Below are 22,734 nucleotides of genomic sequence, written 5' to 3'. Positions count from 1 at the left end.
TCATGGCCGACCCCAAGGGTTTCCTCACCACACCCCGTCGTCTTCCGCCCCGCCGTCCGGTGGACGAGCGGGTGCGGGACTGGAACGAGGTCGCCGCGCCCGGCGGACTGCTGCCGATCATCAACGCCCAGGCGGGCCGCTGTATGGACTGCGGCATACCGTTCTGCCATGAGGGCTGCCCGCTGGGGAACCTCATCCCGGAGTGGAACGACCTGGTCTCCCGTGACGACTGGCTGCGCGCGAGCGAGCGGCTGCACGCCACCAACAACTTCCCCGAGTTCACCGGCCGGCTGTGCCCGGCCCCCTGCGAGAGCGCGTGTGTGCTGGCCATCAACCAGCCGGCGGTCACCATCAAGAACGTCGAGGTGGCCATCGCCGACCGGGCCTGGCAGAGCGGCTATGTGACCCCCAGGCCACCGGAGCGGCTGACCGGCCGGACCGTCGCCGTCATCGGCTCGGGGCCCGCGGGGCTGGCCGCGGCCCAGCAGCTCACCCGTGCGGGGCACACCGTGGCGGTGTACGAGCGCGACGACCGGGTGGGCGGGCTGCTCCGCTACGGCATCCCCGAGTTCAAGATGGAGAAGCGCCATCTGGACCGTCGGCTGGAGCAGATGCGCGCGGAGGGCACCAAATTCCGTACCGATGTGGACGTCGGCACCGATATGGACGCCGCCGAGCTCAGGGCGCGCCACGACGCGCTCGTGATAGCCGTGGGCGCGCGCGCCTGGCGCGAACTCCCCGTAGCGGGAAGGGAGTTGGCCGGTATCCACCAGGCGATGGAGTATCTGCCGATGGCCAACCGGGTGCGGGAGGGCGACTACGACCGGCCGCCGATCAGCGCCGAGGGCAAGCATGTGGTCATCGTCGGCGGCGGGGACACCGGCGCCGACTGCCTGGGCACCGTGCTGCGGCAGGGCGCCGCCTCCGTGACCCAGCTGGACATCCACCCCCGGCCAGGCGACGAGCGGGCCGATGGCGAGCCCTGGCCCGTCTACCCCAAGATCTACCGGATGTCCGCTGCCCATGAGGAGGCCCGGGAGCTGGCGGCCTCTCCGGAGGCGGATGTGGACGCGCGGGTCTTCTCCGCCACCACCGTCCGCTTCGAGGGGACCACACCGGACGCGGAGCGGCCGCAGGGCGGCATCCGGGCGCTGCGGCTGATCGGGTCCCGCGCCGACGGACGGTCCGGGCCGGACGTGGAACGGGTGCTCCGGGCGGATCTGGTGCTGCTGGCCCTCGGCTTCCGCGGCCCGGAGCCGGACGGCGGGCTGTTCGACCAGCTGGGGCTGGAGCTCGACCAGCGCGGCAACCTCGCGCGCGACGCGTCCTTCGCCACCGGCGCGGACGGGGTGTTCGTGGCGGGCGACGCGGGCCGTGGCCAGTCGCTGATCGTCTGGGCGATCGCCGAGGGGCGCTCCGCCGCGGCCGCCGTGGACCACTATCTGGCGGGCTCCACGACGCTCCCGGCGCCGGTCGTACCGGCCGACCGCCCGATGACGGCCTGACGGAACGGCGAACCCGCGGCCCGGTGACCGGCACATGGTGGCCACCATGGCCGATCTCGCCCAGGTGGCCTGGGAACGGCGCGAGAGCGCACCGTCGGCCGCGGTCTGATCGCCCCGGCGGCAGGTCCACGGCCCCGATGGGGCCCGGTCGTCACAGACCGGTCACCGGCAGGGGGCGCTCCTCGGGCGGAAGATCCTGCTCGGTCCAGATGATCTTGCCCTTGCTGGTGTAGCGGGTGCCCCACCGCTGGACCATCTGGGCGACGAGGAACAGCCCGCGGCCGCCCTCGTCGGTGATGGCCGCCCGGCGCAGATGCGGTGCGGTGGTGCTGCCGTCGGCGACCTCGCAGATCAGCCCCCGGTTGCGCAGCAGCCGCAGCCGCACCGGGCCGACGGCGTGCCGGATGGCGTTGCCGAGCAGTTCGCTGACCACCAGTTCGGTGGTGAAGGCGGCCTCCTCCAGGTTCCAGTCGGCCAGGGTGCGGGCGACGGCCGCCCGCATCCGGGACACCACCTCGGGGTCCGCCGGCAGCTCCCACGAGGCCACCCGGCGCGCGTCCAGCGCGGTGGTGCGGGCGATGAGCAGACAGACGTCGTCGGTGCGGCGCGGCGACAGCAGGGCGGCCATCACGGTGTCGCAGGCCCGCTCCGGGTCGGGGTCGGCGTCGGTGAGGGCGTCACGCAGCTGGTCGAGCCCGGTCTCGATATCGCGTTCCCGGTCCTGGACCAGCCCGTCGGTGTAGAGGACGAGGCGGCTGCCTTCGGGCAGTTCCATCTCGGTCGCCTCGTAGAGCCGTCCGCCGAGTCCCAGCGGCGGCCCGGCGGGGAGGTCGAGGAAGGTCACGGAGCCGTCGGGACGGACCAGGGCCGGGGGCGGTTGGCCGGCCCGTGCCAGGGTGCAGTGCCGGGTGACCGGGTCGTAGACCGCGTACAGACAGCCGGCTCCGGCGGCCCCGGGGCCCAGGGCGGTCTCCTCCCGGTCCAGCTGGTCGACCACGTCGTCGAGCCGGGCGAGCAGCTCATCGGGGGGAAGGTCCACCACGGAGAAGTTGCGCACGGCGGTGCGCAGCCGGCCCATGGTCGCGGCGGCGTGCAGTCCGTGGCCGACGACATCGCCGACGACGAGGGCGACCCGGGCCCCCGACAGCGGGATGACGTCGAACCAGTCCCCCCGCACCCCGGCGGGGGCGGGCAGATAGCGCTGGGCGGCGACGACGGCCTGCTGTTCGGCGCGGCCGCGCGGCAGCAGGCTCTCCTGGAGGGCCAGGGTGGTGGCGTGCTCACGGGCGTAGCGGCGGGCGTTGTCGATGGCGACGGACGCCTGACCGGCCAGTTCCTCGGCGAAGGACCGGTCCTCCTCGTCGAACGGCGGGGTGTCCCCCGAGCGCCAGAACGCCACCTGGCCCAGCCGGACGCCGCGCCCGCTGAGCGGCACGGTCAGCAGCGAGTGGATGCCGTACTGCATCACCCAGCCCAGCCGCTCCGGGTCCTGTGGCACCCAGTCGGGGTAGGACGGCAGCTCGCTCACGGCGAACACACGCGCCCTGCCGATGCCGCCGCCGGCCCGCTCGGTGAGGGGGTGGGCGGAGACGCGCTCGCCGACCCGGCGCAGCGGAGGGTCGTCCCGGACGCCGCTGAAGCCGGCCCGGCGCAGCGGCGAGTCCCGGTCGCCCGGCTCCTCGCCGCGCAGCACGGCCTCGTGCAGATCGACGGTGGCGAAGTCGGCGAAGCGCGGCACAGCGACCCGGGCCAGTTCCTGGGCGGTCCCCTCCATGTCGAGGCTGCTGCTCACGCGGACGCCGGCCTCGTACAGCAGCTGGAGCCGTGCGTACGCCCGGTCGGCCTTGTCCGTCAGCGCGCGCAGCTCGGTGGTGTCCCGCAGGGTGGCGACGCTGCCCCAGGGCTGTCCACCCCGCTCCGCCGGGCGCTGGTTGACCGCCAGCAGCCGGTTCCCGACCTCGTACACCTCGTCGGTGGCGGTACGTCCGGAGGCGAGCAGTCGGGCGATGTCCGGGGGCAGGCCGACGTCGGTGATCTGGCGTCCGTCCGCGCCGTGGGTGAGGCCCAGCAGGAGCAGCGCCTCGTCGTTGGCGAGCAGCAGCCGCTCCTCGTCGTCGAGGATCAGCACGCCCTCCCGGACCGAGCGCAGTACGGCGTCGTGGTGTTCGTACATCCTGGTGATCTCGGCGGGGCCGAGCCGGTGGGTCTGGCGCCGCAGCCGCCAGGCCACGAGCGCCGCGCCGCCCGCGCCGAGGAGCAGGGCGAGCGCCGTGGAGCCGTAGATCACCGGCAGTTGGCGGCCGACCGTGCGGGCCACGGAGGGGATGGACACCCCGGCGTTGACGACGCCGATCACCCGGCCCCGGGCGTCGGTGACCGGCACCGCGGCGCGGATCGAGGCGGCCGGGCGGGTGACACCGGGTGTGGTGTCGGTGAAGGCCCGGCCCGCCGTGGCCGGGTACAGGGTGCGGTCGACGCGCTTGCCGATCAGCTTCGGATTCGGATGGCTGCACCGAATGCCCTGGGCGGTGGTCACCACGATGTAGTCGACACCGGTCCGGTGCCGCACCTTCTCGGCGTAGGGCTGGAGGGTCCTGGGCGGGTCGCGGGACTCCAGCCCCTGCCGCACGCCGGGGGCGACGGCGACGGTCCGCGCCACGGTCAGGGCGCGGACCCGGGCCTGGCCGTCCCGGCTGCCGCGCGCCTCGAGGGACAGCGTGGCCCCCGCGGCGAGCACCAGGAACGTCACGATGATCAGCATCAGCGCGAACACCTGCCCGCCGACACTGCGCGAGCTCAGCGCCGAGCGCACTTTCACATGCTCTGTCTAACGCAGATCCCCGGGTCGCACACCTGGTGACGGCCGGGGTGGGAGCATCCGCGGTCACAGATTGATCATGTGTCCGGCGAGCCCGTGGACGGCCTCCTTCACCGCCTCGCCGAGGGTCGGATGGGCGTGGACGTTGCGGGCCACCTCGTGCACGGTGAGATCCCACTGCTGGGCGAGGGTGAGCTCGGGCAGCAGCTCGGTGACCTCGGGGCCGATGAGATGGCCGCCCAGCAGCTCACCGTGGCGGCCGTCGCTGATGAGCTTCACGAAGCCGACGGGGTCGCCGAGCCCCTGGGCCTTGCCGTTGGCGGTGAACGGGAACTTCGCCACCCGGACGTCGAAGCCGCGCTCCCGGGCCTGGGCCTCGGTCCAGCCGAAGCTGGCGATCTGTGGCTGGCAGAAGGTGGCCCGCGGGATCATCACATAGTCGAGCTCCATGGTCTCCGCCCCGGCGATGGTCTCCGCCGCGACGAGGCCCATGGACTCGGCGGCGTGTGCCAGCATCAGCTTGGCGGTGACATCGCCGATGGCGAAGATGTGCGGCACATTGGTGCGGCACCGGCCGTCGACGTCGATGGCGCCCCGTTCGGTCAGCCGGACGCCGGTGTGCTCCAGCCCGTATCCGTGCACCCTCGGCCGGAACCCGATGGCCTGGAGCACCCGGGCGGCCTGGAGGGTCTGCCGCTGGCCGCCCGTGGTCACCATGACCTTGACCGCGGGGCCGGCGTCGTTGATCGCCTCCACCCGGGTGGAGGTCAGGATGTTCATGCCGAGCCTGCGGAAGCGGCGGGTGAGCTCGGTGGAGACCTCCTCGTCCTCCAGGGGCACGATCCGGTCCAGGAACTCCACGAGCGTCACCTGCACCCCGTAGCTGTGCATGATGTACGCGAACTCCACGCCGATGGCGCCCGCGCCCGCGATCAGGACGCTGCCGGGCAGGGTGGGCGAGAGGATCTGCTCCTCGTAGGTCACCACCCGCTCGCTGAGGGAGGTGCCGGGCAGCAGATTGGTGATCGAGCCCGTGGCGATGACGCAGTGGTCGAAGGTGAGCGTCTCCGTGCCGCCGCCGGAGCGGGTGACCTGGAGTTCATGCGGTCCGGTGAAGCTGCCCCGCCCCTCGAACTGGGTGATCTTGTTCTTCTTCATCAGATAGTGGACGCCCTTGACCCGTCCGTCGGCCACCTTGCGGCTGCGCTCGAACGCGTCGCGGTAGTCCACGGTGACATCGCCGTTCACCCGGATGCCGAAGTTCTTGGCCTCATGGATGAACAGATGCGCCAGCTCGGCGTTGCGCAGCAGGGCCTTGGACGGGATGCAGCCCACGTTCAGGCAGACGCCGCCCCAGTAGCGTTCCTCGACGATGGCCGTGGTCAGGCCCAACTGGGCGGCGCGGATCGCGGCGACATAGCCACCCGGCCCGGCTCCCAGGACCACCACGTCGAAATGTGCGCTCATGCGTCGCACCTTAGACATTAGAGTCGGGGTATGGCTTCAGACGAGGGGTCCGTACGGGTGGACAGCTGGATCTGGTCCGTGCGGCTGACCAAGACGCGCTCCATGGCGTCCTCGGCCTGCCGCGCGGGGCACGTCCGGGTCAACGGAGAGCGCGTCAAACCCGCGCAGGCGGTGCGGCCCGGTGACGAGGTGCGGCTGCGCCATGCGGGGCGCGACCGGATCGTGGTGGTCTCGCGCGTCGTGCGCAAACGGGTCGGCGCGGCGGTGGCCGCGGAGTGCTTCGTCGACAACAGCCCGCCTCCGCCGCCGCGCGAGCACACCGTGCCGATCGGGCTGCGCGACCGCGGCACGGGCCGCCCCACCAAGCGCGACCGGCGCGAGATGGAGCGGCTGCGCGGTATGCCGGGCGACCTCGGCTGAGTGCCGGTCAGTCCACCGTGATGTGTACGGGGCCGCCGTGTGCGGCGGCCCCGGCGAGCCAACCGGCGGGCAGGTGGAACGGCCGGTTGGGCACCGCGGTGCGGGGCAGGCGGCCGCGGTGCAGTGTGTGGCCGTCCTGGACGACGGTGAGCACCGGCCGGGTCAGGAACCGCGTGGTGCGCAGGGTGAACCTGCCGCGCGGCGGAGGCGGCCCGCCCGGGGCGATACGGTTGGGCCACACCCACAGCAGCGGCGCCTCGACGCGCACGGGCAGCGCTCCCGGCGTCCATGGCACACCGGTGAGATGGCGCAGCACGGGAGCGGCGGCGAACCGGCCGTCGAGCGCCGCGATATCGGCGGTCTCGACGGGGTGCAGCAGATTGCCCACGGCGAAGACCCCGGGTGCCGCGGTGCGGAAGTCGGCGTCGGCCGCCGGGCCCCGGGTGCCGGGGTCGAGGGCGATCCCGGCGCTTCTGGCCAGCTCGTGGTCGGGGATCCAGTCGCCGGTGAACACCATGGTGTCGCAGGCGACGGCCGCGGTCCGCCCGTCCCGGTGCCGCAGCCGTACGCTCTCCAGCCGCCCCCGGCCGGTCAGTTCGGCCACGGTGGCGTCGGTGACCAGCGGAATGCCGTGGCGCAGCAGGGTGCCGAGGTGGCACGCCGGATGGGTCTGGTGGCGGGGCTGGTCGGTGACCATGGCCACGACCTCGGCCCCGGCCCGGCGCAGGGTGTCCACCGCGGAGTGGCTGACCCGCTCCGCGCCGACGATGACGGCGCGGCGGCCGACGCTCTGGTGGTGCAGATGGACGGCCTGCTGGAGCTGTCCGGTGGTGAGGACGCCCGCCGGCCGGGTGCCGGGCACCAGCCGGGCGCTGCGCGGGCGTTCCCGGGCGCCGGTGGCCAGCACGACGGCCGTGGCGGTGATCCGCTCCAGGCCCGTGGGACCGGTGATGTCCACGGTCCTCGGCGCCGCCCAGCCGGTGGCCGTGACCCCGGTGCGCAGCACCGCCCCGGCGCGGATGGCGGCGGCGATGTGGTGGCGGGCGTAGTCGGGCCCGGTCATCACCCGGCGCAGATCGCGCAGTCCGAATCCGGTGTGGTGGCAGTGGCGGGGAACGCCGCCCGCGTGCTGTTCGCGGTCGAGGACCTCGACCCGGTCCACCCCGGCGGCGGCCAGCCGCGCGGCGACCGCGAGCCCGGCCGGTCCGGCCCCGATGACCAGTACGTCGACGGTGCGGTGGGTACGGTCGGTGGTGGGGGTCATCGCCGGGCCTCCGTCCGGTCCTGGGCCGTCCGGTCCTGGGCCGCGGTGGCCGCCTCGAACTGGGCGCGTACCTCGGCGCCGCAGAAGAACCCCTGGCAGCGCCCGCCGAGGGCCCGGGTGCGGCGCCGGATGCCGTCGAGCGAGGCCGGTGGCACGGTGGCGGTCAGCGCGTCGCGGATCTCGCCCCGGGTGACGCGTTCGCAGTGGCAGACCACGGTGCCGTAGGCGGGGTCGGCGGCGATGAGATCGGCGCGCTGGTACGGGCGAGGGAACGCCTCGCCGATGGTGGGCATCCGTACCGGCTCGATCTCCCGCTCGGGCCCGGGGTCCAGTCCGCAGTCGGTGAGGAGCTCCACCACATGCGCGGCGATCGCCATCGAGGCGGTGAGTCCGGTGGAGCGGATGCCGCCCACGGCGACATACCGGCGGCCGGGGTCGGCGTGGATCTGGTAGTCGCCGTGTTCGGTGGCGGCGCGCAGCCCGGCGTAGACCGCGGTGACCTCCTCCGCCAGCAGCTCCGGCAGGATCCGCTCGCCCTTCTCCCGGAGCGAGGCCAGTCCGTCGGCCGACGATCCGGTGGCGGTCTTGTCGTCGAGGTCCTCGGCGGTGGGGCCGAGCATCACATTGCCGTACACGGTCGGCGCCACCAGCACACCCTTGCCGAGCGCGGTGGGCACCGGCAGCAGGATGCGGTCGACCAGGCCGCGGGCGAACTTGTCGAAGACGATGAGCTGGCCGCGGCGCGGGGTGACGGTGAACTCCTCGTGGCCCAGCCGCCGGTTGATCTCGTCCGAGTACAGCCCCGCGGCGTTGACCAGGTGACGGGTGCGCAGCACCCCGCGCGGGGTGGCGATCTCATGGTGGTCCCCGCCGGTGGTGATGGCCCCGGCCGGGCAGTTCAGATGCAGGTCGACGCCCGCGCGCACCGCCTGGGTGGCGTAGGCGAGGGTCGTGGTCCAGGGGCAGATGATGCTCTCCCCGGGGACTTCGAGCGCACCGAGTGCGCCGGGTCCCAGATGGGGTTCGCGGGCATAGACGGCGTCCGCGTCGAGGACGCTCGTCTCGTCGTAGCCGTTGCGGGCGGCCTTCTCGGCGAGTGCCGGCAGCGCGGCGAGCTGCTCCCCGTCCCAGGCGACGAGGAGCGCGCCGAGCGGTTCGAGCGGGATGCCGGTCTCGGCGGCGTAGGCGATCAGCCGCTGGTAGCCCTCGCGCACCAGACGGGCCTCCAGGGTGCCCGGGGTGGCGTCGAAACCGGTGTGCAGGATCGCGGTGTTGGCCTTGGAGGTGCCGTTGCCGACGTCGTCGGACGCCTCGACGAGGGCGATCCGCAGCCGGTACCGGGCCAGCTCTCGGGCGATGGCGGTGCCGACCACCCCGGCGCCGACGATGGCCACGTCGTGGACCTCGTCGGGGAGGTCACCCGTGGTCGTAACGGTCATTGCGGTCCCTTGCTCGGTGGTGGACACGGCTCCTGGTGCGCGGGTGACCCTCAGCCCTGGGCAGCGGCCGGCGCCTGGTCCAGCAGCGCGGCCACGGCCGAACGGAAGCCGGCCAGGCGCTCGGCGGCCCGCTCGGCGCTGATCCGCGGCTCGTAGACGGCGGCGGGCCGCCACGCGGGGACGGCTTCCTCGGCCGTCAGGCCCGGGTCGAGTCCCATGCGCGCGGCCGCGCCCACGCCCAGCGCGGTGACGTCCGGCAGCGCCGAAACCTCCACGGGCCGCTGGAGCAGATCGGCCTGGGTCTGCATCAGCAGCGCCGAGCGGGTCAGCCCCCCGTCGACCCGCAGGACGGTCAGCGGCGCGCCCAGATCGGAGGCGGCCGCCTCGGCGATCTCCACCACCTGGGCGGCGATGCCCTCGCACAGGGCACGCACCAGATGCCCCGCGGTGGTGTCGAGGCCGAGCCCGGTCAGCGAGCCCTTGAGGTCGCCGCGCCACCACGGCGCCGCGAGCCCGGCGAGCGCCGGTACGAAGGTGACTCCCCCGGTGTCGGGCACGGCGCGCCCGACCGGGTCGAGGTCCTGGGGCCCCTGGATCACCCCCAGGTCGCTGAGCCAGCGCACCGCGGAGGCGGCGGTGTACACCTGCCCGTCCAGGCAGTAGCTGGTGCGCCCGCCGAACCGCCAGGCCACGCAGGAGACCAGGCCATGGGAGCCGCGCCGGGGCCGGTCCCCGGTCTGGGCGAGGAGGAAGGCGCCGGTTCCGTAGGTGCACTTGGCGGTCCCCGGCTCGGTCACCCGCTGCGCCAGCAGCGCGGCCTGCTGGTCGACGAGGAGGCCGGTGAGCGGGACCTCGCCGCCGAAGGCCGTGGTGGTGCCGACCGGCCCGGCGGCGTCGACGACGCTGGGCAGCCGCTCGGCGGTCAGCCCGTAGAGGTCCAGCGCCTTCGGGGACCAGGCGACACGGTCCAGGTCGAGCAGGCCGGTGCGCCCCGCGGTGGCGGCGTCGGTGACGAAGGCGCCGGTGAGCCGGTGGACCAGCCAGGCGTCGCTGGTGGTGACCACGCCCTCGCCGGTCAGATGGCGCCGGATCCACGCCATCTTGGGCGCCGCGAAGTACGGGTCGAGCGGCAGTCCGGTGAGTTCGCGCAGCGTCTCGGCGTGCGGCGCGAGCTGCTCGCACACCGTCCGCGCCCGCCGGTCCTGCCAGACCAGCGCGTCGGTCAGCGGCTCTCCCGTGACGGGGTCCCAGGCCAGCACGGTCTCACCCTGGTTGGCCAGCCCGACCGCCACGACCGGCTCGCCCGCCGCCGCGAGGGCCTGGCGCCCGGCCTCGATGACCGAGGTGAGCAAGGCGGCCGGATCGACCTCGACCAGCCCGTCGGGCAGATAGCGGGGGCGCACGGCGACCTCGGCGGAGCCGATCACCCCGCGCTCGGGGCAGAGCACCAACGCCTTGGTGCCCGAGGTGCCTTGGTCGACGGCGAGGACCGGACCGGTCGCGGGGTCGGCCGGGGTGCGGTGGCGACGCTCAGCAGGCAGCATGTCCGGTTCTTCGCTCGGGACGGGTGTTCTTCGCCGGGACGGTGTACTCCGCCCGGGAAGGGTGGATCGTTTCGGGCTCGGGGCGGTGCGCGGGGATGGGGCGGTGCGCGGGGATCTTGCCGGAAAGCCTGATGCAGCCGCGGTACGGGCGTCAAGACGGCCCGTCCGGGCACGGCCCGCGGTCCCCCGTTCCCGAGTGGGCCCGGCGGGACTATAAGATCCCTGCAACCATCCCCCAGGCCCATCGTTCTCCCGCGTCCGGTACGTCAGCTCCGTACGAAAGTCATCCGATGCCCGAGGAAGAGTTCCGCCCCGTGTACCACCCCGCGGGCTATGACGGCGGACTGCGCATCGCGCTCCAGGATCTGCGCACCGGGCGCTGGATATCGATGCGCAATCTGCTCGCGGAGACTCCCACCTGGGCGCTGTGGACCCAGCGCACCCAGGTGCTGGCCACGGCCGCCGCCGGATCCAATGTGGTGGACGCGTGGCGGACCGAGGAACCGCAGAGCGTCGCGGCGCTGGTGATGCACACCCGGGTCGGGGTGGAACGCGCGGTGCGCGCGCACCGCGAGGGACACCGCCGCACCCGGGAGCTGTGGCGGGAGGCGTGGCAGTCCTGCCAGCTGGCCGCGCACCACTCCCCGGCGGATCCGGTGCCGTGGGTGTGTCTGCTGGCCCTGGCCCAGCTGGACAAGGAGCAGCGGCAGGAGGAGCATCGGGTGCCCCCGCCCGGTCCGCTGCTGTTCCCCGGGCCCTGGGGGCTGCTGGCGGAGGCCGACCGACGCGATCCGTACAACCGCGAGGCGTACCACCGGATGCTCCAGTTCGTGTACGCACGGCGGGCCGGGGGTTCGCTGGCCGAGGCGGTCAACTTCGTGCAGTGGGTGGTCTCGGGCGCGCCCGAGGGGTCCGCCGTACAGGTGCTGCCGCTGTACGTACATGTCGAGCGGTACCGCGAGGAACGGGGCTATGAGAAGGCGCTCGACCTTCACTGGGCCACCGAGGACGCCATCCGTGACGCCCGGAAGGCGCTGCACGGCTGGTTCGACCACGCGGATGTCGCGACGAGTTCACTGCTGGATCTCAACCATCTGGCGCACGCCCTGTGGGGCGCGCTGCTGTTCACCGACGCGGCCCGCGTCTTCGAGGTGCTGGGGCCGTACTTCACCCCGCTCCCCTGGGCCTATCGCACCCGCGACTCCGCCGACCGCGCACTGGCTGAAGAAATGTTTCTTCGCGCCCGGGTCCGCTCGCTGGCCGGCGCCCGTGGGCCAAGACCCGGGGCCACCGGCTGAGCCGGGGTCCTCCCCGGAGATCCCCACCACTCCCCCATCCGCCCTCCTACCCAACCGATTTCCCCACCTGTGCCACACCCTCGCCCGCCCCAGCATTCGGGAGGTACATTCATGTCCACGGCATGGTCGAGTTCGGGTCCCATTCCCCAGCGGGACGAAGAACAGCGGCTGCGCGAGCTCGGCTATCAACCCGTGCTCGCCCGCCGCATGGGCGGCTTCGGCAATTTCGCCATCAGCTTCTCGGTCATCTCCATTCTCTCCGGATGCATGACGCTGTACGGCTTCGGGCTGGACACCGGAGGCCCCGCGGTCATGATGTGGGGCTGGGCCGGAGTGGGGCTCTTCGTGCTGTGCGTCGGACTCTCCCTGGCCGAGGTGACCAGCGCGTACCCCACCTCGGGCGCGCTGTACTACATGGCCGACCGGCTGGGCGGGCGGACCTGGGGCTGGTACACCGGCTGGCTCAATCTGCTGGGGCTGCTCGGGGCCATCGCCGGAATCGACTACGGCGCCGCCCTGTTCACCGGCGCGCTCTTCAACCTCCAGTGGGGATTCGATCCCACACCGGAATCGACCATGGTCATCTTCGTCTGCATCCTGCTGGTGCACGCGGCGCTGAATCTGTTCGGGGTACGGCTGGTCAGCGTGCTCAACTCGGTCAGCGTGTGGTGGCACTTGGCGGGCGTCGCCATCATCGTCGGCGCCCTGGCGATCGTGCCCTCCCACCACCAGTCGCCCGAATTCGTCTTCACCGAATTCGTCAATGACACCGGCTGGTCGAATCCGCTGTATGTGACCGCGATCGGGCTGCTGCTCGCCCAGTACACCTTCTCCGGCTACGACGCCTCCGCGCATCTGTCGGAGGAGACCTCCAACGCCTCCGTCTACGCCGCGCGCGGGATCGTCCGCGCCATCTGGGTGTCCTGGGTGGCCGGGTTCGTGCTGCTGGCCGGGCTGACCTTCGCCATCCAGGACTACGCCGGTGCCCAGAAGAGCGCCACCGGGGTGCCGCCGGCGCAGATCCTGATCGACGCCCTGGGCACGGGCGGTGCCACCGCGATGCTGCTCATCGTCATCGTGGCGCAGCTGTTCTGCGGCAACGCCGAGGTGGCGGCGGCCAGCCGGATGGTGTTCGCCTTCAGCCGGGACGGCGCGCTGCCGGGCTCGCGGCTGTGGCAGCGGGTCAGCTCCCGCACCCAGACACCGGTGCTCGCGGTCTGGCTTTCGGTGGCGGTCGCGTGTCTGCTGGCCCTGCCGTCCCTGTACTCCGAGACGGCCTATGGCGCGGTGACCGCCATCAACGTCATCGGGATCACCCCCGCCTACGCCATCCCGGTCTTCCTGCGGCTGCGCGCCGGGGACCGGTTCCAGCCGGGCCCGTGGAACCTGGGCCGCTGGAGCAAGCCGGTGGGCTGGATAGCGGTGGTGTGGGTGGCCCTGGTGACGGTGCTGTTCTGCCTGCCGCAGTCCAGTCCGGTGACGGCCGACTCGATGAACTACGCCTCGATCGCGCTGGCCGTGGTGCTGCTGCTGGCCACGATCTGGTGGTTCGTGGCCCGCCGCTCGTACAACACGCCCTCCGCGTACGGCACCGCGCGCGAGCAGGCGGAGATCGCCGAGGGCATCGTCTGAGAGGTCCTCCGCCGGAGCCGGGTGGGAGCGACCCCTCCGCACCCGGCTCCACGCGTTCCGGACTCATCCGGAACGGCGCAGCGACTCGGCCGGGGGCCGTTCGCGGCCCGCCCCGTAGGCGAGGAAGTACGCGGGCGCCCGCTTCAGCCAGGGCGCCCTGGTGAGCAGCACGGCCAGCCGCAGCGGCTCCCCTCCGGCGGCCGGTGAACGCCCCTCCAGCAGCGGCGCGATGACCCGTGCGTGGGCGATGCGCTGGAGTCGCTGCGTCGCGGCCGCGGTCGGCCACCGGCGGCGCTGGACGGCGCGTACATCGGCGAGCCCCACGGTGCCCTCGCGCAGCGGCCGGACCAGATGGCGGGCGGCGGCGACCGCGTCCTGGACGGCGAGGTTGATGCCGATCCCGAACACGGGCGACATCGCGTGGGCCGCGTCCCCGATGCACAGCAGTCCGGGGCGGTGCCAGCGGCGGAGCCGGTCCATCCGTACGTCCAGCAGCTTCACCTCGTCCCAGGACCGCGGGCGCGGCCCACGGCCGCTCTCCTCCGGCCCCAGCCGCGTCCCCAGCCCCATCCATGGGGTGGCCTCCGTGAACGAGGCGAGGAACCGGTCGAGACCCCCGGCGCGGCAGGTGGCGTCCGACCCCTTGGGGATCAGGGCGGCGCACTGCCAGTAGTCACCCCGGTCGATCATGGCCGTGAGAAAGCGCTCGCCGGCATTGCCCACCAGCCCCTGGGGGTCGCTCTCCTGGCGGGGCAGCCGGAACCACCAGACGTCCATCGGACAGGGGAACTCCCGCAGCCCCAGCTCGGGCAGGGCGCGGGCGAGCGACCCCCGGCCGTCGCAGGCCACGGTGAGGGTGGCGCGCAGCTCGCCGGCGGAGCCGCTCGCGCGGTCGCGGTAGCGCACTCCGGTGACCCGTCCGCGCTCCATGAGGAAGGAGGTCACCTCGGTGTTCATCCGCAGCTGGAAGGTGGGCTCCCGCTGGGCCTCGTCGGCCAGCAGATCGAGCAGATCCCACTGCGGCACCATCGCCACGTAGTTGTACTTCCCCGGCAGTGAGCCGATCTCGCCGACCGTGAACAGCTCGCCGTCCCGCCCGATGGGCAGCTGGACGGAGTGCACATGCCGCTGCGGCAGGGCCGCGAACCGGTCGGCGAGGCCCAGGTCGTCCAGAAGCCGCAATGTGCTGGGGTGCACGGTGTCGCCGCGGAAGTCGCGCAGGAAGTCCCCGTGCTTCTCCAGGACGGTGACCGCCACCCCGGCCCGGGCCAGCAGCAGGCCGAGGACCATTCCGGCGGGCCCGCCGCCCACCACACAGCAGGTGGTCCGCTCCATCTCCCGGCTCCCTTCGACATCCCCGAGGCCATGGGCACCCTCTCAGGAGGAATTACCCGGCGGCGCCGCGCCACACCGGTGCCGCGGGGGTGCCCGGCCGCCGGTTCACGATCGGCTTGAATCTTCCCGGGCCCGCGTCCGTATCCCCGCGTGATGGTGTGGGGCGCATAAGGAGGTCTGTATGGCAGCCGAACCCGATCCGGACCGGCCGGCCGGGCGTCAGGTGATCGAGCCGACCGCCATCTTCCCCGCGACGCCGGAGTATGACGACACCTCGGAGCGGCCGGTCGAGGGGTGGATGGAGGAGCTCGACCTCTTCCGGCCGCCGGGCAGCGAGCTCCCGCCCGAGGCGCCGCCCACGGCCGATGAGGACACCCAGGAGATCACGGGCGGCCCGGCCGCGGCCGACGCCTGGAACCCGCGGGACGCCGAACCGCGCCGCCCGGACACCCCGCCCGCCCCGGCCCGACGGCAACTCCCCCGGTCCGCCCTGCTGGTGCTGGCCGGGCTCGGCGCGGGGGTCGCCCTCTCACTGGTGGTGATGGTGGGCCGGGACTCGGCGTCGGGTGCGGCCGAGGGCGGCGCGCCGACCGCACCGACCGCGCCCGTGACCTCCGCCCCGCCGGGGACGCCGAGCGCGCCCGCTTCGCAGGCCCCGGGCGACGAATTGCCGCCGCCGGGGGATCCGGGCGATGTGCTGACCCTCGGGGACACCGGCCCGGAGGTCACCGACCTCCAGCAGCGTCTGCTGCGGATCCCGAACGTGTATCAGGGCGGACAGGTCAACGGCCAGTACGACCAGGCGCTGGCCGAGGCCGTCTCCCGGTTCCAGGTGTGGTACGGGATCCGTGGCGACGCGAACGGGGTGTACGGAACCGCCACCCGGCGCGATCTGGAGTCGCGCACCTGACCGATCACGTCCCCACGTCCCCACGTCCGAAGGCGGACGGCGAGGCAGGGTCCGTCAGACGGCGCCGAAGACCTGGGTCCAGTACGTGCCCGCGCGGCTGCCGGTGGCGTGGCCGACGCCGATATGGGTGAAGTCGGGCTTGAGGATGTTGGCGCGGTGACCCGGGCTGTCCATCCAGCCGCGCACCACCTCCGCCGGAGAGCGCTGGCCGCAGGCGATGTTCTCGCCGATGCCGCGGTGCGTGGCCCCGGCGGCCCGGGTCCGGTCCCAGGGCTGATGCCCCTCAGGGCCGGTGTGGGAGTAGAAGTCGCGCGCCACCATGTCGTCGCTGTGTGCCTGCGCGGCCGCCGCCAGCCGCGGGTCCTGGGCGAGGGGCGCGAGCCGGGCGGCGGCGCGCTCGGCGTTGGTGAGGGCGATGACCTCGGAGGTCAGGCGCAGCAGCCCGTCCGGGGTGAACGGCCGGGCCCACACCGCAGTCCAGTAGACGTCCCCGGCGGTGGGGCCGTCGGCGCGGCCGATCCCCAGGTGGACGAGGGCCGGGTCGTGGAACGGGCCCCGGCGCTCGGCGCCTTCGAGGCAGTAGTCCACGAACTCCCGCGGGGTGCGCGGCCCGGAGACGATGTGCTCGGCGACGGTCAGCGGGGTGTATCCGTGCGCGGCGATCCGGTGGAAGAGCGATGTCCCGTCCGGGCTCTCCAGCGCCAGGGCGCCATGGGCGGCCATGGCCCGGGCGTGCGCCTCGGCGGCCGCGGTCAGCCGTCCGTCGAGGGCCACGGGGGCGGCCCCGGCCCGTGCCCGCGCCGCGTTCACCACGTCGAGGGCCTGCCGGGCCGCCCCGTCGGCGGGTGCCGGGGCGGGAGGCGGGGGCGCGGCGGAGGCTCCGTCGTCGGTGACGTCGACGCCGAAGTCCCGGGCCACACCGGCGAGTCCATCGGCGTAGCCCTGGCCGATCGCCCGCACCTTCCAGCCGCCGCCCCGGCGGTAGATCTCGGCGAGCAGCAGCACCGTCTCCTGGGACGGGCGCGGGGGCGCGAACCGGGCCAGCGGCGCTCCCCTGTCGTCCAGGACATTCAGCACGGGCGCCGGGAGCCGTCCGAGCGGGGTGCCCGGATCGGCGGGGCTGATGACGAGGGTGACCCGGGCGGCGCCGGGCCGCAGCCCCCGCGGCCGCAGGGTGACGGTGTCGCCGTCCAGCCGGGCGCCGGGCGCGGTGGGCTGGTTGAAGAAGACGAAGTCGCCGTCACCCGCGACCTTTCCGTCCTCGCCGGTGATCAGCGCGGACAGGTCGAACGGGCCGGGCACCCGGATGGTCAGCGCGCCGTCCGGCAGCGCCTGGTTCCCGCCGGGCACCAACTCGCCCATGTCCGCTCCTCACCGCCGCGTTCATGGAGACGAACGCGTCATGTGGGCAACGCCCGGGCTCCCCCGGCGGTTCCGCCGGTGCGCGGGCGCGGCCGTCAGACCGGCACCGCGACGTACTTGTACTCCAGGAACTCGTCGATGCCGACGCGGCCGCCCTCACGGCCGAGCCCGGACTGCTTGACGCCGCCGAAGGGGGCCGCGGGGTTGGAGACCAGACCGGTGTTGAGGCCGACCATTCCGACCTCGAGCCGCTCGCTCACCCGCAGCGAGCGGCCCAGGTCCTGGGTGAACACATAGCCCACCAGGCCCCATTCGGTGTGGTTGGCGGTGGCGACGACCTCGTCCTCGTCGTCGAAGGTGAGGACGGCCGCCACCGGTCCGAAGATCTCGGTCTCCATCAGCCGGCTGGCCGGGGAGACGCCGGTGAGCACCGTGGGCGGGTAGAAGCAGCCGGGGCCGTCCGGGGCGCTGCCGCCGACCAGGACCTCGGCGCCGCGCGCCACGGCGTCCGCGACCAGTTCCTCGACCTTGGTACGGCCGGCCCGGTCGATGAGCGGCCCCACGTCGACACCGGGCCGGCTGCCGGGGCCGACCTCCAGCGCGCCCATGCGGCGGGCGAGCCGGTCGGCGAACTCGGCCGCGACGGAGGAGTGGACGAAGAACCGGTTGGCCGCCGTGCACGCCTCGCCCATGTTGCGCATCTTGGCGGTCATGGCGCCCTCGACCGCGGTGTCGAGGTCGGCGTCCTCGAAGACGATGAAGGGGGCGTTGCCGCCCAGTTCCATGGAGGTGCGGACCACCGCGGGCGCGCACTGGGCCAGCAGGGTGCGGCCGACCTGGGTGGAGCCGGTGAAGGAGAGCTTGCGGACATGTCCGCCGGTCAGCAGCGGCTCGACGACCTCGCCCGCACGGGAGGTGGTGACCACGTTGAGCACCCCGGCCGGAAGCCCCGCCTCCGCCAGGATGCCGGCGAGCGCGAGGCTGGACAGCGGGGTCTGCGGGGCGGGCTTGAGCACCATGGTGCAGCCCGCGGCGATCGCCGGGCCGATCTTGCGGGTGCCCATGGCCAGCGGGAAGTTCCACGGCGTGATGAGCAGACAGGGGCCGACCGGGCGGCGCATCAGCAGCATGCGGTTCCGGCCGTCCGGCAGCGTGGCGAACCCGCCCTCGATGCGCACGGCCTCCTCGGAGAACCAGCGGAAGAACTCCGCGGCGTAGGCCGCCTCCCCCCTCGCCTCGGCCAGCGGCTTGCCCATCTCGGCCGTCATCAGCGCGGCGAGCGCGTCGGCCCGCTCCGTGATCAGCTCATAGGCGCGGCGCAGGATCTCGCTGCGTACGCGGGGCGCGGTGGCCGCCCACTTCTCCTGGGCGTCCTCGGCGGCGGCCAGGGCCCGCTGCCCGTCGGCCGGGGCGGCGTCGGCGACCTCGCACAGCACCTCACCGGTGGCCGGGTCGTCGACCGGCATGGTCCGGCCGCCGGCCGCGTCGGACCATGACCCGGCGATGTGGAGCTGCTTGGGCACCGCGGCGAGGACCTCGGCGGCCGAGGGGTACGAGGGGGTGGACATAGGGGCAATCTCCTTCGTGACCGCCGCCGGTCCGAGCGGTTTCGGACCGGCGGGCGGATCGGGCTCCCGTGTGGGCGGATATGCGGTGCGCGTCAGGAGTCCGCTGTTCCGGCGGTGACGGCGGCGGACCAGGCGCGCAGACCCTCGTCGATCGCCGCTTCGTCGACGACGAGGGCGGGGATCATCCGGACCACATGGTTCCAGGCCCCGCACAGGAGCAGCAACAGCCCTTCGTCCACGGCGGCGCGCTGCACCCGGGCCGCGGTCGCCGGGTCCGGCTCGCCCTCCTCGGTGACGAACTCACTGGCCAGCATGAGGCCGAGGCCGCGCACATCGCCGATGGCGGGGGTCTTGGCGGCCACCTCCTCCAGGCCGCCGCGCAGCCGCGCCCCCATGGCCTCGGCGTTGGCGACGAGGTTCTCCTCGCGGACCACGTCGAGGGTGGCGACGGCCGCCGCGCAGGCCACCGCGTTGGCGCCGTAGGTGCCGCCCTGGGAGCCGGGCCACGCCTTGCTCATCAGCTCCTCGGAGGCGGCGATGCCGGACAGCGGGAAGCCGCTGGCCAGCCCCTTGGCGGTGACCAGGATGTCGGGGTGGACGCCGAAGTGGTCATGGCCCCAGAACCGTCCGGTGCGGCCCACCCCGGTCTGCACCTCGTCCAGGATCAGCAGGAAGCCATGGCGGTCGGCCCGCTCCCGCAGGCCCTGGAGGAAGCCCTCGGTCGCGGGCACATAGCCGCCCTCGCCGAGCACCGGTTCGACGATGATCGCGGCGGTGTCGTCGGGCGGGGAGATGGTCTGGAGGACGTAATCCAGCTCCCGCAGGGCGAACCGGGTCGCGGTCTCCTCGTCCCAGCCGTACCGGTAGGCCGTGGGGAACGGGGTCACCACGACACCGCTCATCAGCGGCGAGAAGCCGGAGCGGAAACGCGTTCCGGAGGTGGTCATGGAGGCGGCGGCCACGGTGCGGCCGTGGAATCCGCCGTGGCAGACCAGGACGTTGGGCCGGCCGGTGGCCTGGCGGGCCAGGCGCAGGGCCGACTCCACGGCCTCGCTGCCGGAGTTGGTGAAGAACAGACTGTCGAGACCGGCGGGAAGCACCTCGCCCAGCTTCTCGACCAGCCGCCGCAGCGGCGGGTGCATGACGGTCGTGTACTGGCCGTGGATGAGGGTGCCCACCTGCTCCTGGGCGGCGGCGACGACCCGCGGATGGCAGTGCCCGGTGCTGGTGACGCCGATGCCCGCGGTGAAGTCGAGGTATCGCCGCCCGTCCTCGCCGTCGACATGGACGCCCTCTCCCCGGACGGCGACCACCGGAGTGGCCTGACGGAGCTGCGGCGACAGATTGGTCATGTTCTCTCCCACACCCACGGATCGGCGATGCGCTCGGACACTTCGAGGGTGATGGGGCGAACCCGGTCAGGACAATGATCACTGTGTCGCGGGGTGGTGATCGCTATGGACGATCTGTCAACGACCCCGGGCGCGGACCGTGTCAAGAGGGCGGCCGGGATCGTGGTTGCGCACCGGGCGTCGGCTTGCCAGAGTGAGGCGTATGAACGGCTCCGGCGGCAATGCGTACGACGCTGCCGGGCGGCCGCCGGCCCGGCCCGCCGGGCCCCCGACGGCCCCTTCCCGGCCCGCCGGCCTCCCGCGGGTCCCGGGGCGGCCACCGCTCAGCCTGGCCGAGGTGCTGCGGCTTCCGGTGCTGGCCGCAGGAGCGCCGGAGGTGGTGTCCGGCCATGGGCAGCTGTCCCGGCCGGTCCGCTGGGTCCACATCACCGAACTGCTCGACCCGGCGTCCTTCCTCAAGGGCGGGGAGCTGGTGCTGACCACCGGGATGCCGCTGCCCGAGGACCCGTCGCTGGTCCGCCGGTATGTGGACGAGCTCGCGGACATCGGCGCCGCCGGGCTGGTCATCGAGCTGGTGCGGCGCTACCACCGGCCGCCGTCCGAGCTGGTACGGGCGTGTCTGGCACGGGACTTCCCGCTCGTCCTGCTCTCCCGGACCGTGAACTTCGTGGAGGTCACCCAGGTGCTCCACTCCCTGATCGTCGGCAGTCAGGTGGAGAGCCTGCGCCGGGCCCAGGACGTCCATGACACCTTCACCGCGCTGACCCTGCGCGGCGCCGGGCCCGACGAGGTGGTGGGCATGGCGGCCGAGCTGAGCGGGCACCCCGTGGTGCTGGAGAACCTGGTGCACCAGGCCGTGATCTGCGGTTCGCCGGGAGGCGGCGTGGAGGGGGCGCTGACCGGCTGGGAGCGGCGGTCGCGTGCCACGCCCTCCCCCGACCGGACCGGGCTGAGCGGTCCGGAGGACTGGCTGGTGGCCGCGGTGGAGTACCGGGGCGAGCGGTGGGGGCGGCTGTTGATGCTCCCGGACGGGGCCGGGGACCCGGCGGTCGGCCCGGAGGACGCGATGGTCCTGGAGCGCACCGCCACGGCCCTGACCATCGCCCGGCTCACCCATCACACCCGCTGGGAGCGGCGGGCCCAGCGCACCCTGCTGCTGGACCTGGTGGAGCAGCGCTGCCGCTCCAGGGGCGAGGCCCGGGCCAGGGCCGAGGCGCTGGGCGTGCCGGTGGCGGGCCGCCGGCTGATGGTGGTGCTGGTCAGCCCGGGACCCGGCGCCGGGGAGACGACCGAGCTCGAGGACCGGCTGACGGACGAGCTGGGGGCGGCCGGGGCCGCCGTACTGGTCGGCGCGTTGCCCGGTGACCACATAGGGGTGCTGCTGGCCCTGCCCGCCGCCACGGCCTGGCGGCCGCTGGTGGAGCGGCTGAGCCGGTCGGTGCGGGAGTCCCGGCCGGACGCCGTGATCAGCGTCGGCTCCGAGGTGTCGGATCTCTCCCAGACCGCCCGGTCGTTCCAGCAGGCCGCGCGGGTCGCGGACGCCGCCGTTCCGGGGACGCCGGACAAGGCGTTCCATGAGCTGTCCGATATCGGGCTGCGGCAGCTGCTGTACGCGCTGCGCGGCGATGTGCGGCTTCAGGAGTTCGTGGAGCGGCAGTTGGGGCGGCTGGTGGACTACGACGAGCGGCATGGCACCGATCTGCTGCCGGTGCTGCGCACCTTCCTGGACGCGGCGGGCAACAAGACGGTCGCCGCCAAGCGCGCGAATCTGTCCCGGCAGGCGTTCTACCAGCGGCTGCACTCGATAGAGCGGGTGCTCGGCTGCGATCTGGAGTCCGGTGAGCAGCGCACCCAGCTCCATGTGGCGCTCACCGCCTTCCATCTGCTGCGGCTGTCCCGGGGCCCGGCCCCCTCCTGACACGGCGACGCGCCACGGTCGGCCCCGGTCCGGGCCGGCCGTGGCGCGTCTGTCGACATCCGCGGCGCGGGCGTCATTTGATGAAGTCGTCGACGACTTTCGGCGGCCAGCAGCCGACGTTGAGCACGCCGATGGAGTAGGCGCGGGAGACGAGGGCCGCGCGGTTGGGGACCCTCAGCTTCCGCAGCAGTCGTGTCACGTGGTACTCGACACCCTGCCGGCTCAGGTACAGCCGGGAGGCCAGGGGGATGGTGGAGAGCCCGGCGGCGATCCCCTCCAGGATGCGCGCCTCGGTCTCGGTGAGGAGCTTCTTGCGGTTGGTGACCATCTCCACCTCCTCGCCACCCGCCGTGGGACGCAGCACCACCAGGATCGAGGCGACACGGGCGGTGCCCTCGCGCACTGCGACGGCCGTGAGCGCGCTGGTGAAGGCGGTCCCCTCGGCCCCGACGGCCACCACATGGGTGGTGAACCGGTGGCGGGAGCCGTCGAGGAGCCGGGTGAACTGCCGTTTCAGCGCCTGCCGGACGCTGGGGTGGACAAGCTCACAGAAATCGCGGCCGCACACGTCCGCGGAGGCGTCGTCGAACTGCCGGAAGAACTCCCGGTTCGCCTGCTGGACGGTGAGCGACGGGTCGAGACAGACGACACATGCCCCTGGCTGGTCGAACTGGCGCAATAGATCCGTGTACTCGGTCTGCTCGTGTCCAAGCTCGTGGGGGGTTGGCCGAGCCGAATCCGCTAGCAAAGGCAATGCCAAGGGACTGCCATCCCTTCCTAATCCTCAGTATTCGGAATCGAATATCTATATTCAATTCCAAATGTTCATTTCAGAATTGAGACTAGGGATCTACGAGCACGGAAGTCAACGTCAACAGGGGTGTCACCACCCAATCCCGTGG

General features: G+C 73.1%; 16 protein-coding genes. 6 read left to right on the top strand and 10 right to left on the bottom strand.

Annotated features, from left to right (window positions below; translation table 11 throughout):
• Positions 1 to 2: 2 nt before the first annotated feature.
• A complete protein-coding gene (locus NQU54_RS07300) occupies positions 3 to 1,505 on the top strand; it encodes a glutamate synthase subunit beta (protein WP_257630333.1) in 1,503 nt (500 codons plus the stop codon).
• Positions 1,506 to 1,656: 151 nt separating this feature from the next.
• On the opposite strand, the gene NQU54_RS07295 is transcribed toward NQU54_RS07300, so the two are convergent.
• Together NQU54_RS07295 and lpdA are read right to left on the bottom strand one after the other, a co-directional pair.
• Positions 1,657 to 4,323, bottom strand: coding sequence for a SpoIIE family protein phosphatase (locus NQU54_RS07295; protein ID WP_257630332.1), 2,667 nt, complete (start codon positions 4,321 to 4,323; stop codon positions 1,657 to 1,659).
• 66 nt (positions 4,324 to 4,389) lie between these two features.
• Positions 4,390 to 5,790: a dihydrolipoyl dehydrogenase gene (lpdA, locus tag NQU54_RS07290; RefSeq protein WP_257630331.1), complete on the bottom strand. Its 1,401-nt coding sequence runs from the start codon at positions 5,788 to 5,790 to the stop codon at positions 4,390 to 4,392.
• A 30-nt stretch (positions 5,791 to 5,820) separates the two neighbouring features.
• Between lpdA and NQU54_RS07285 the strand changes: the two genes are divergently transcribed.
• Positions 5,821 to 6,210 (top strand): RNA-binding S4 domain-containing protein, encoded by a 390-nt coding sequence (locus NQU54_RS07285; RefSeq protein ID WP_257630330.1) that lies wholly within the window; start codon positions 5,821 to 5,823, stop codon positions 6,208 to 6,210.
• A gap of 7 nt (positions 6,211 to 6,217) precedes the next feature.
• Here the strand turns inward: NQU54_RS07285 and NQU54_RS07280 are convergent, their stop codons facing one another.
• Genes NQU54_RS07280 through NQU54_RS07270 form a run of 3 tightly spaced genes read right to left on the bottom strand, consistent with a single transcriptional unit; the run spans position 6,218 to position 10,457 of the window.
• A complete protein-coding gene (locus tag NQU54_RS07280; protein WP_257630329.1) occupies positions 6,218 to 7,474 on the bottom strand; it encodes an NAD(P)/FAD-dependent oxidoreductase in 1,257 nt (418 codons plus the stop codon).
• Positions 7,471 to 8,913 carry an NAD(P)/FAD-dependent oxidoreductase gene (locus NQU54_RS07275; protein WP_257630328.1) on the bottom strand — a complete coding sequence of 481 codons (1,443 nt, stop codon included), beginning with the start codon at positions 8,911 to 8,913 and terminating at the stop codon, positions 7,471 to 7,473. The genes NQU54_RS07280 and NQU54_RS07275 overlap by 4 nt, the downstream gene beginning before the upstream one ends.
• Before the next feature lie 50 nt (positions 8,914 to 8,963).
• The gene (locus NQU54_RS07270) at positions 8,964 to 10,457 is read right to left on the bottom strand and encodes an FGGY family carbohydrate kinase (protein ID WP_257630327.1); all 1,494 of its coding nucleotides are present in this window, start codon (positions 10,455 to 10,457) and stop codon (positions 8,964 to 8,966) included.
• A gap of 290 nt (positions 10,458 to 10,747) precedes the next feature.
• Between NQU54_RS07270 and NQU54_RS07265 the strand changes: the two genes are divergently transcribed.
• A complete protein-coding gene (locus NQU54_RS07265) occupies positions 10,748 to 11,755 on the top strand; it encodes a hypothetical protein (RefSeq protein WP_257630326.1) in 1,008 nt (335 codons plus the stop codon).
• 111 nt (positions 11,756 to 11,866) lie between these two features.
• Positions 11,867 to 13,387, top strand: a complete 1,521-nt coding sequence (locus tag NQU54_RS07260; RefSeq protein WP_257630325.1) for an amino acid permease — start codon at positions 11,867 to 11,869, stop codon at positions 13,385 to 13,387.
• A gap of 63 nt (positions 13,388 to 13,450) precedes the next feature.
• Here the strand turns inward: NQU54_RS07260 and NQU54_RS07255 are convergent, their stop codons facing one another.
• Positions 13,451 to 14,722 carry an FAD-dependent oxidoreductase gene (locus NQU54_RS07255; RefSeq protein ID WP_257630324.1) on the bottom strand — a complete coding sequence of 424 codons (1,272 nt, stop codon included), beginning with the start codon at positions 14,720 to 14,722 and terminating at the stop codon, positions 13,451 to 13,453.
• A gap of 181 nt (positions 14,723 to 14,903) precedes the next feature.
• Between NQU54_RS07255 and NQU54_RS07250 the strand changes: the two genes are divergently transcribed.
• Positions 14,904 to 15,632 carry a peptidoglycan-binding domain-containing protein gene (locus NQU54_RS07250; protein WP_257630323.1) on the top strand — a complete coding sequence of 243 codons (729 nt, stop codon included), beginning with the start codon at positions 14,904 to 14,906 and terminating at the stop codon, positions 15,630 to 15,632.
• A 54-nt stretch (positions 15,633 to 15,686) separates the two neighbouring features.
• On the opposite strand, the gene NQU54_RS07245 is transcribed toward NQU54_RS07250, so the two are convergent.
• From NQU54_RS07245 to NQU54_RS07235, 3 genes are all read right to left on the bottom strand, one after another.
• Complete coding sequence (locus NQU54_RS07245; protein WP_257630322.1) at positions 15,687 to 16,994, bottom strand: CAP domain-containing protein; 1,308 nt, start codon at positions 16,992 to 16,994, stop codon at positions 15,687 to 15,689.
• A 95-nt stretch (positions 16,995 to 17,089) separates the two neighbouring features.
• Complete coding sequence (locus tag NQU54_RS07240) at positions 17,090 to 18,562, bottom strand: NAD-dependent succinate-semialdehyde dehydrogenase (protein WP_093704301.1); 1,473 nt, start codon at positions 18,560 to 18,562, stop codon at positions 17,090 to 17,092.
• 92 nt (positions 18,563 to 18,654) lie between these two features.
• Positions 18,655 to 19,914 carry an aspartate aminotransferase family protein gene (locus NQU54_RS07235; protein WP_100805237.1) on the bottom strand — a complete coding sequence of 420 codons (1,260 nt, stop codon included), beginning with the start codon at positions 19,912 to 19,914 and terminating at the stop codon, positions 18,655 to 18,657.
• Between the two features lie 202 nt (positions 19,915 to 20,116).
• Here NQU54_RS07235 and NQU54_RS07230 point away from each other — a divergent pair, with 202 nt between their 5' ends.
• Positions 20,117 to 21,832, top strand: a complete 1,716-nt coding sequence (locus NQU54_RS07230; RefSeq protein ID WP_069860654.1) for a PucR family transcriptional regulator — start codon at positions 20,117 to 20,119, stop codon at positions 21,830 to 21,832.
• 73 nt (positions 21,833 to 21,905) lie between these two features.
• On the opposite strand, the gene NQU54_RS07225 is transcribed toward NQU54_RS07230, so the two are convergent.
• Positions 21,906 to 22,511 (bottom strand): LuxR C-terminal-related transcriptional regulator, encoded by a 606-nt coding sequence (locus NQU54_RS07225; protein WP_257630321.1) that lies wholly within the window; start codon positions 22,509 to 22,511, stop codon positions 21,906 to 21,908.
• Between the last annotated feature and the right edge of the window lie 223 nt (positions 22,512 to 22,734).

Origin of the sequence: Streptomyces malaysiensis subsp. samsunensis (assembly GCF_024519315.1) — a bacterium.
In the GTDB taxonomy this organism is placed as follows: domain Bacteria; phylum Actinomycetota; class Actinomycetes; order Streptomycetales; family Streptomycetaceae; genus Streptomyces; species Streptomyces malaysiensis.
This window is presented reverse-complemented; position numbering and strand designations above follow the sequence as displayed.

Excerpts from the sequence above, each read along its gene's own strand:
- NQU54_RS07300 (WP_257630333.1), top strand. The coding sequence starts at position 3 with ATGGCCGACCCCAAGGGTTTCCTCACCACACCCCGTCGTCTTCCGCCC.
- lpdA (WP_257630331.1), bottom strand. The coding sequence starts at position 5,790 with ATGAGCGCACATTTCGACGTGGTGGTCCTGGGAGCCGGGCCGGGTGGC.
- NQU54_RS07285 (WP_257630330.1), top strand. The coding sequence starts at position 5,821 with ATGGCTTCAGACGAGGGGTCCGTACGGGTGGACAGCTGGATCTGGTCC.
- NQU54_RS07280 (WP_257630329.1), bottom strand. The coding sequence starts at position 7,474 with ATGACCCCCACCACCGACCGTACCCACCGCACCGTCGACGTACTGGTC.
- NQU54_RS07275 (WP_257630328.1), bottom strand. The coding sequence starts at position 8,913 with ATGACCGTTACGACCACGGGTGACCTCCCCGACGAGGTCCACGACGTG.
- NQU54_RS07270 (WP_257630327.1), bottom strand. The coding sequence starts at position 10,457 with ATGCTGCCTGCTGAGCGTCGCCACCGCACCCCGGCCGACCCCGCGACC.
- NQU54_RS07265 (WP_257630326.1), top strand. The coding sequence starts at position 10,748 with ATGCCCGAGGAAGAGTTCCGCCCCGTGTACCACCCCGCGGGCTATGAC.
- NQU54_RS07260 (WP_257630325.1), top strand. The coding sequence starts at position 11,867 with ATGTCCACGGCATGGTCGAGTTCGGGTCCCATTCCCCAGCGGGACGAA.
- NQU54_RS07255 (WP_257630324.1), bottom strand. The coding sequence starts at position 14,722 with ATGGAGCGGACCACCTGCTGTGTGGTGGGCGGCGGGCCCGCCGGAATG.
- NQU54_RS07250 (WP_257630323.1), top strand. The coding sequence starts at position 14,904 with ATGGCAGCCGAACCCGATCCGGACCGGCCGGCCGGGCGTCAGGTGATC.
- NQU54_RS07245 (WP_257630322.1), bottom strand. The coding sequence starts at position 16,994 with ATGGGCGAGTTGGTGCCCGGCGGGAACCAGGCGCTGCCGGACGGCGCG.
- NQU54_RS07240 (WP_093704301.1), bottom strand. The coding sequence starts at position 18,562 with ATGTCCACCCCCTCGTACCCCTCGGCCGCCGAGGTCCTCGCCGCGGTG.
- NQU54_RS07235 (WP_100805237.1), bottom strand. The coding sequence starts at position 19,914 with ATGACCAATCTGTCGCCGCAGCTCCGTCAGGCCACTCCGGTGGTCGCC.
- NQU54_RS07230 (WP_069860654.1), top strand. The coding sequence starts at position 20,117 with ATGAACGGCTCCGGCGGCAATGCGTACGACGCTGCCGGGCGGCCGCCG.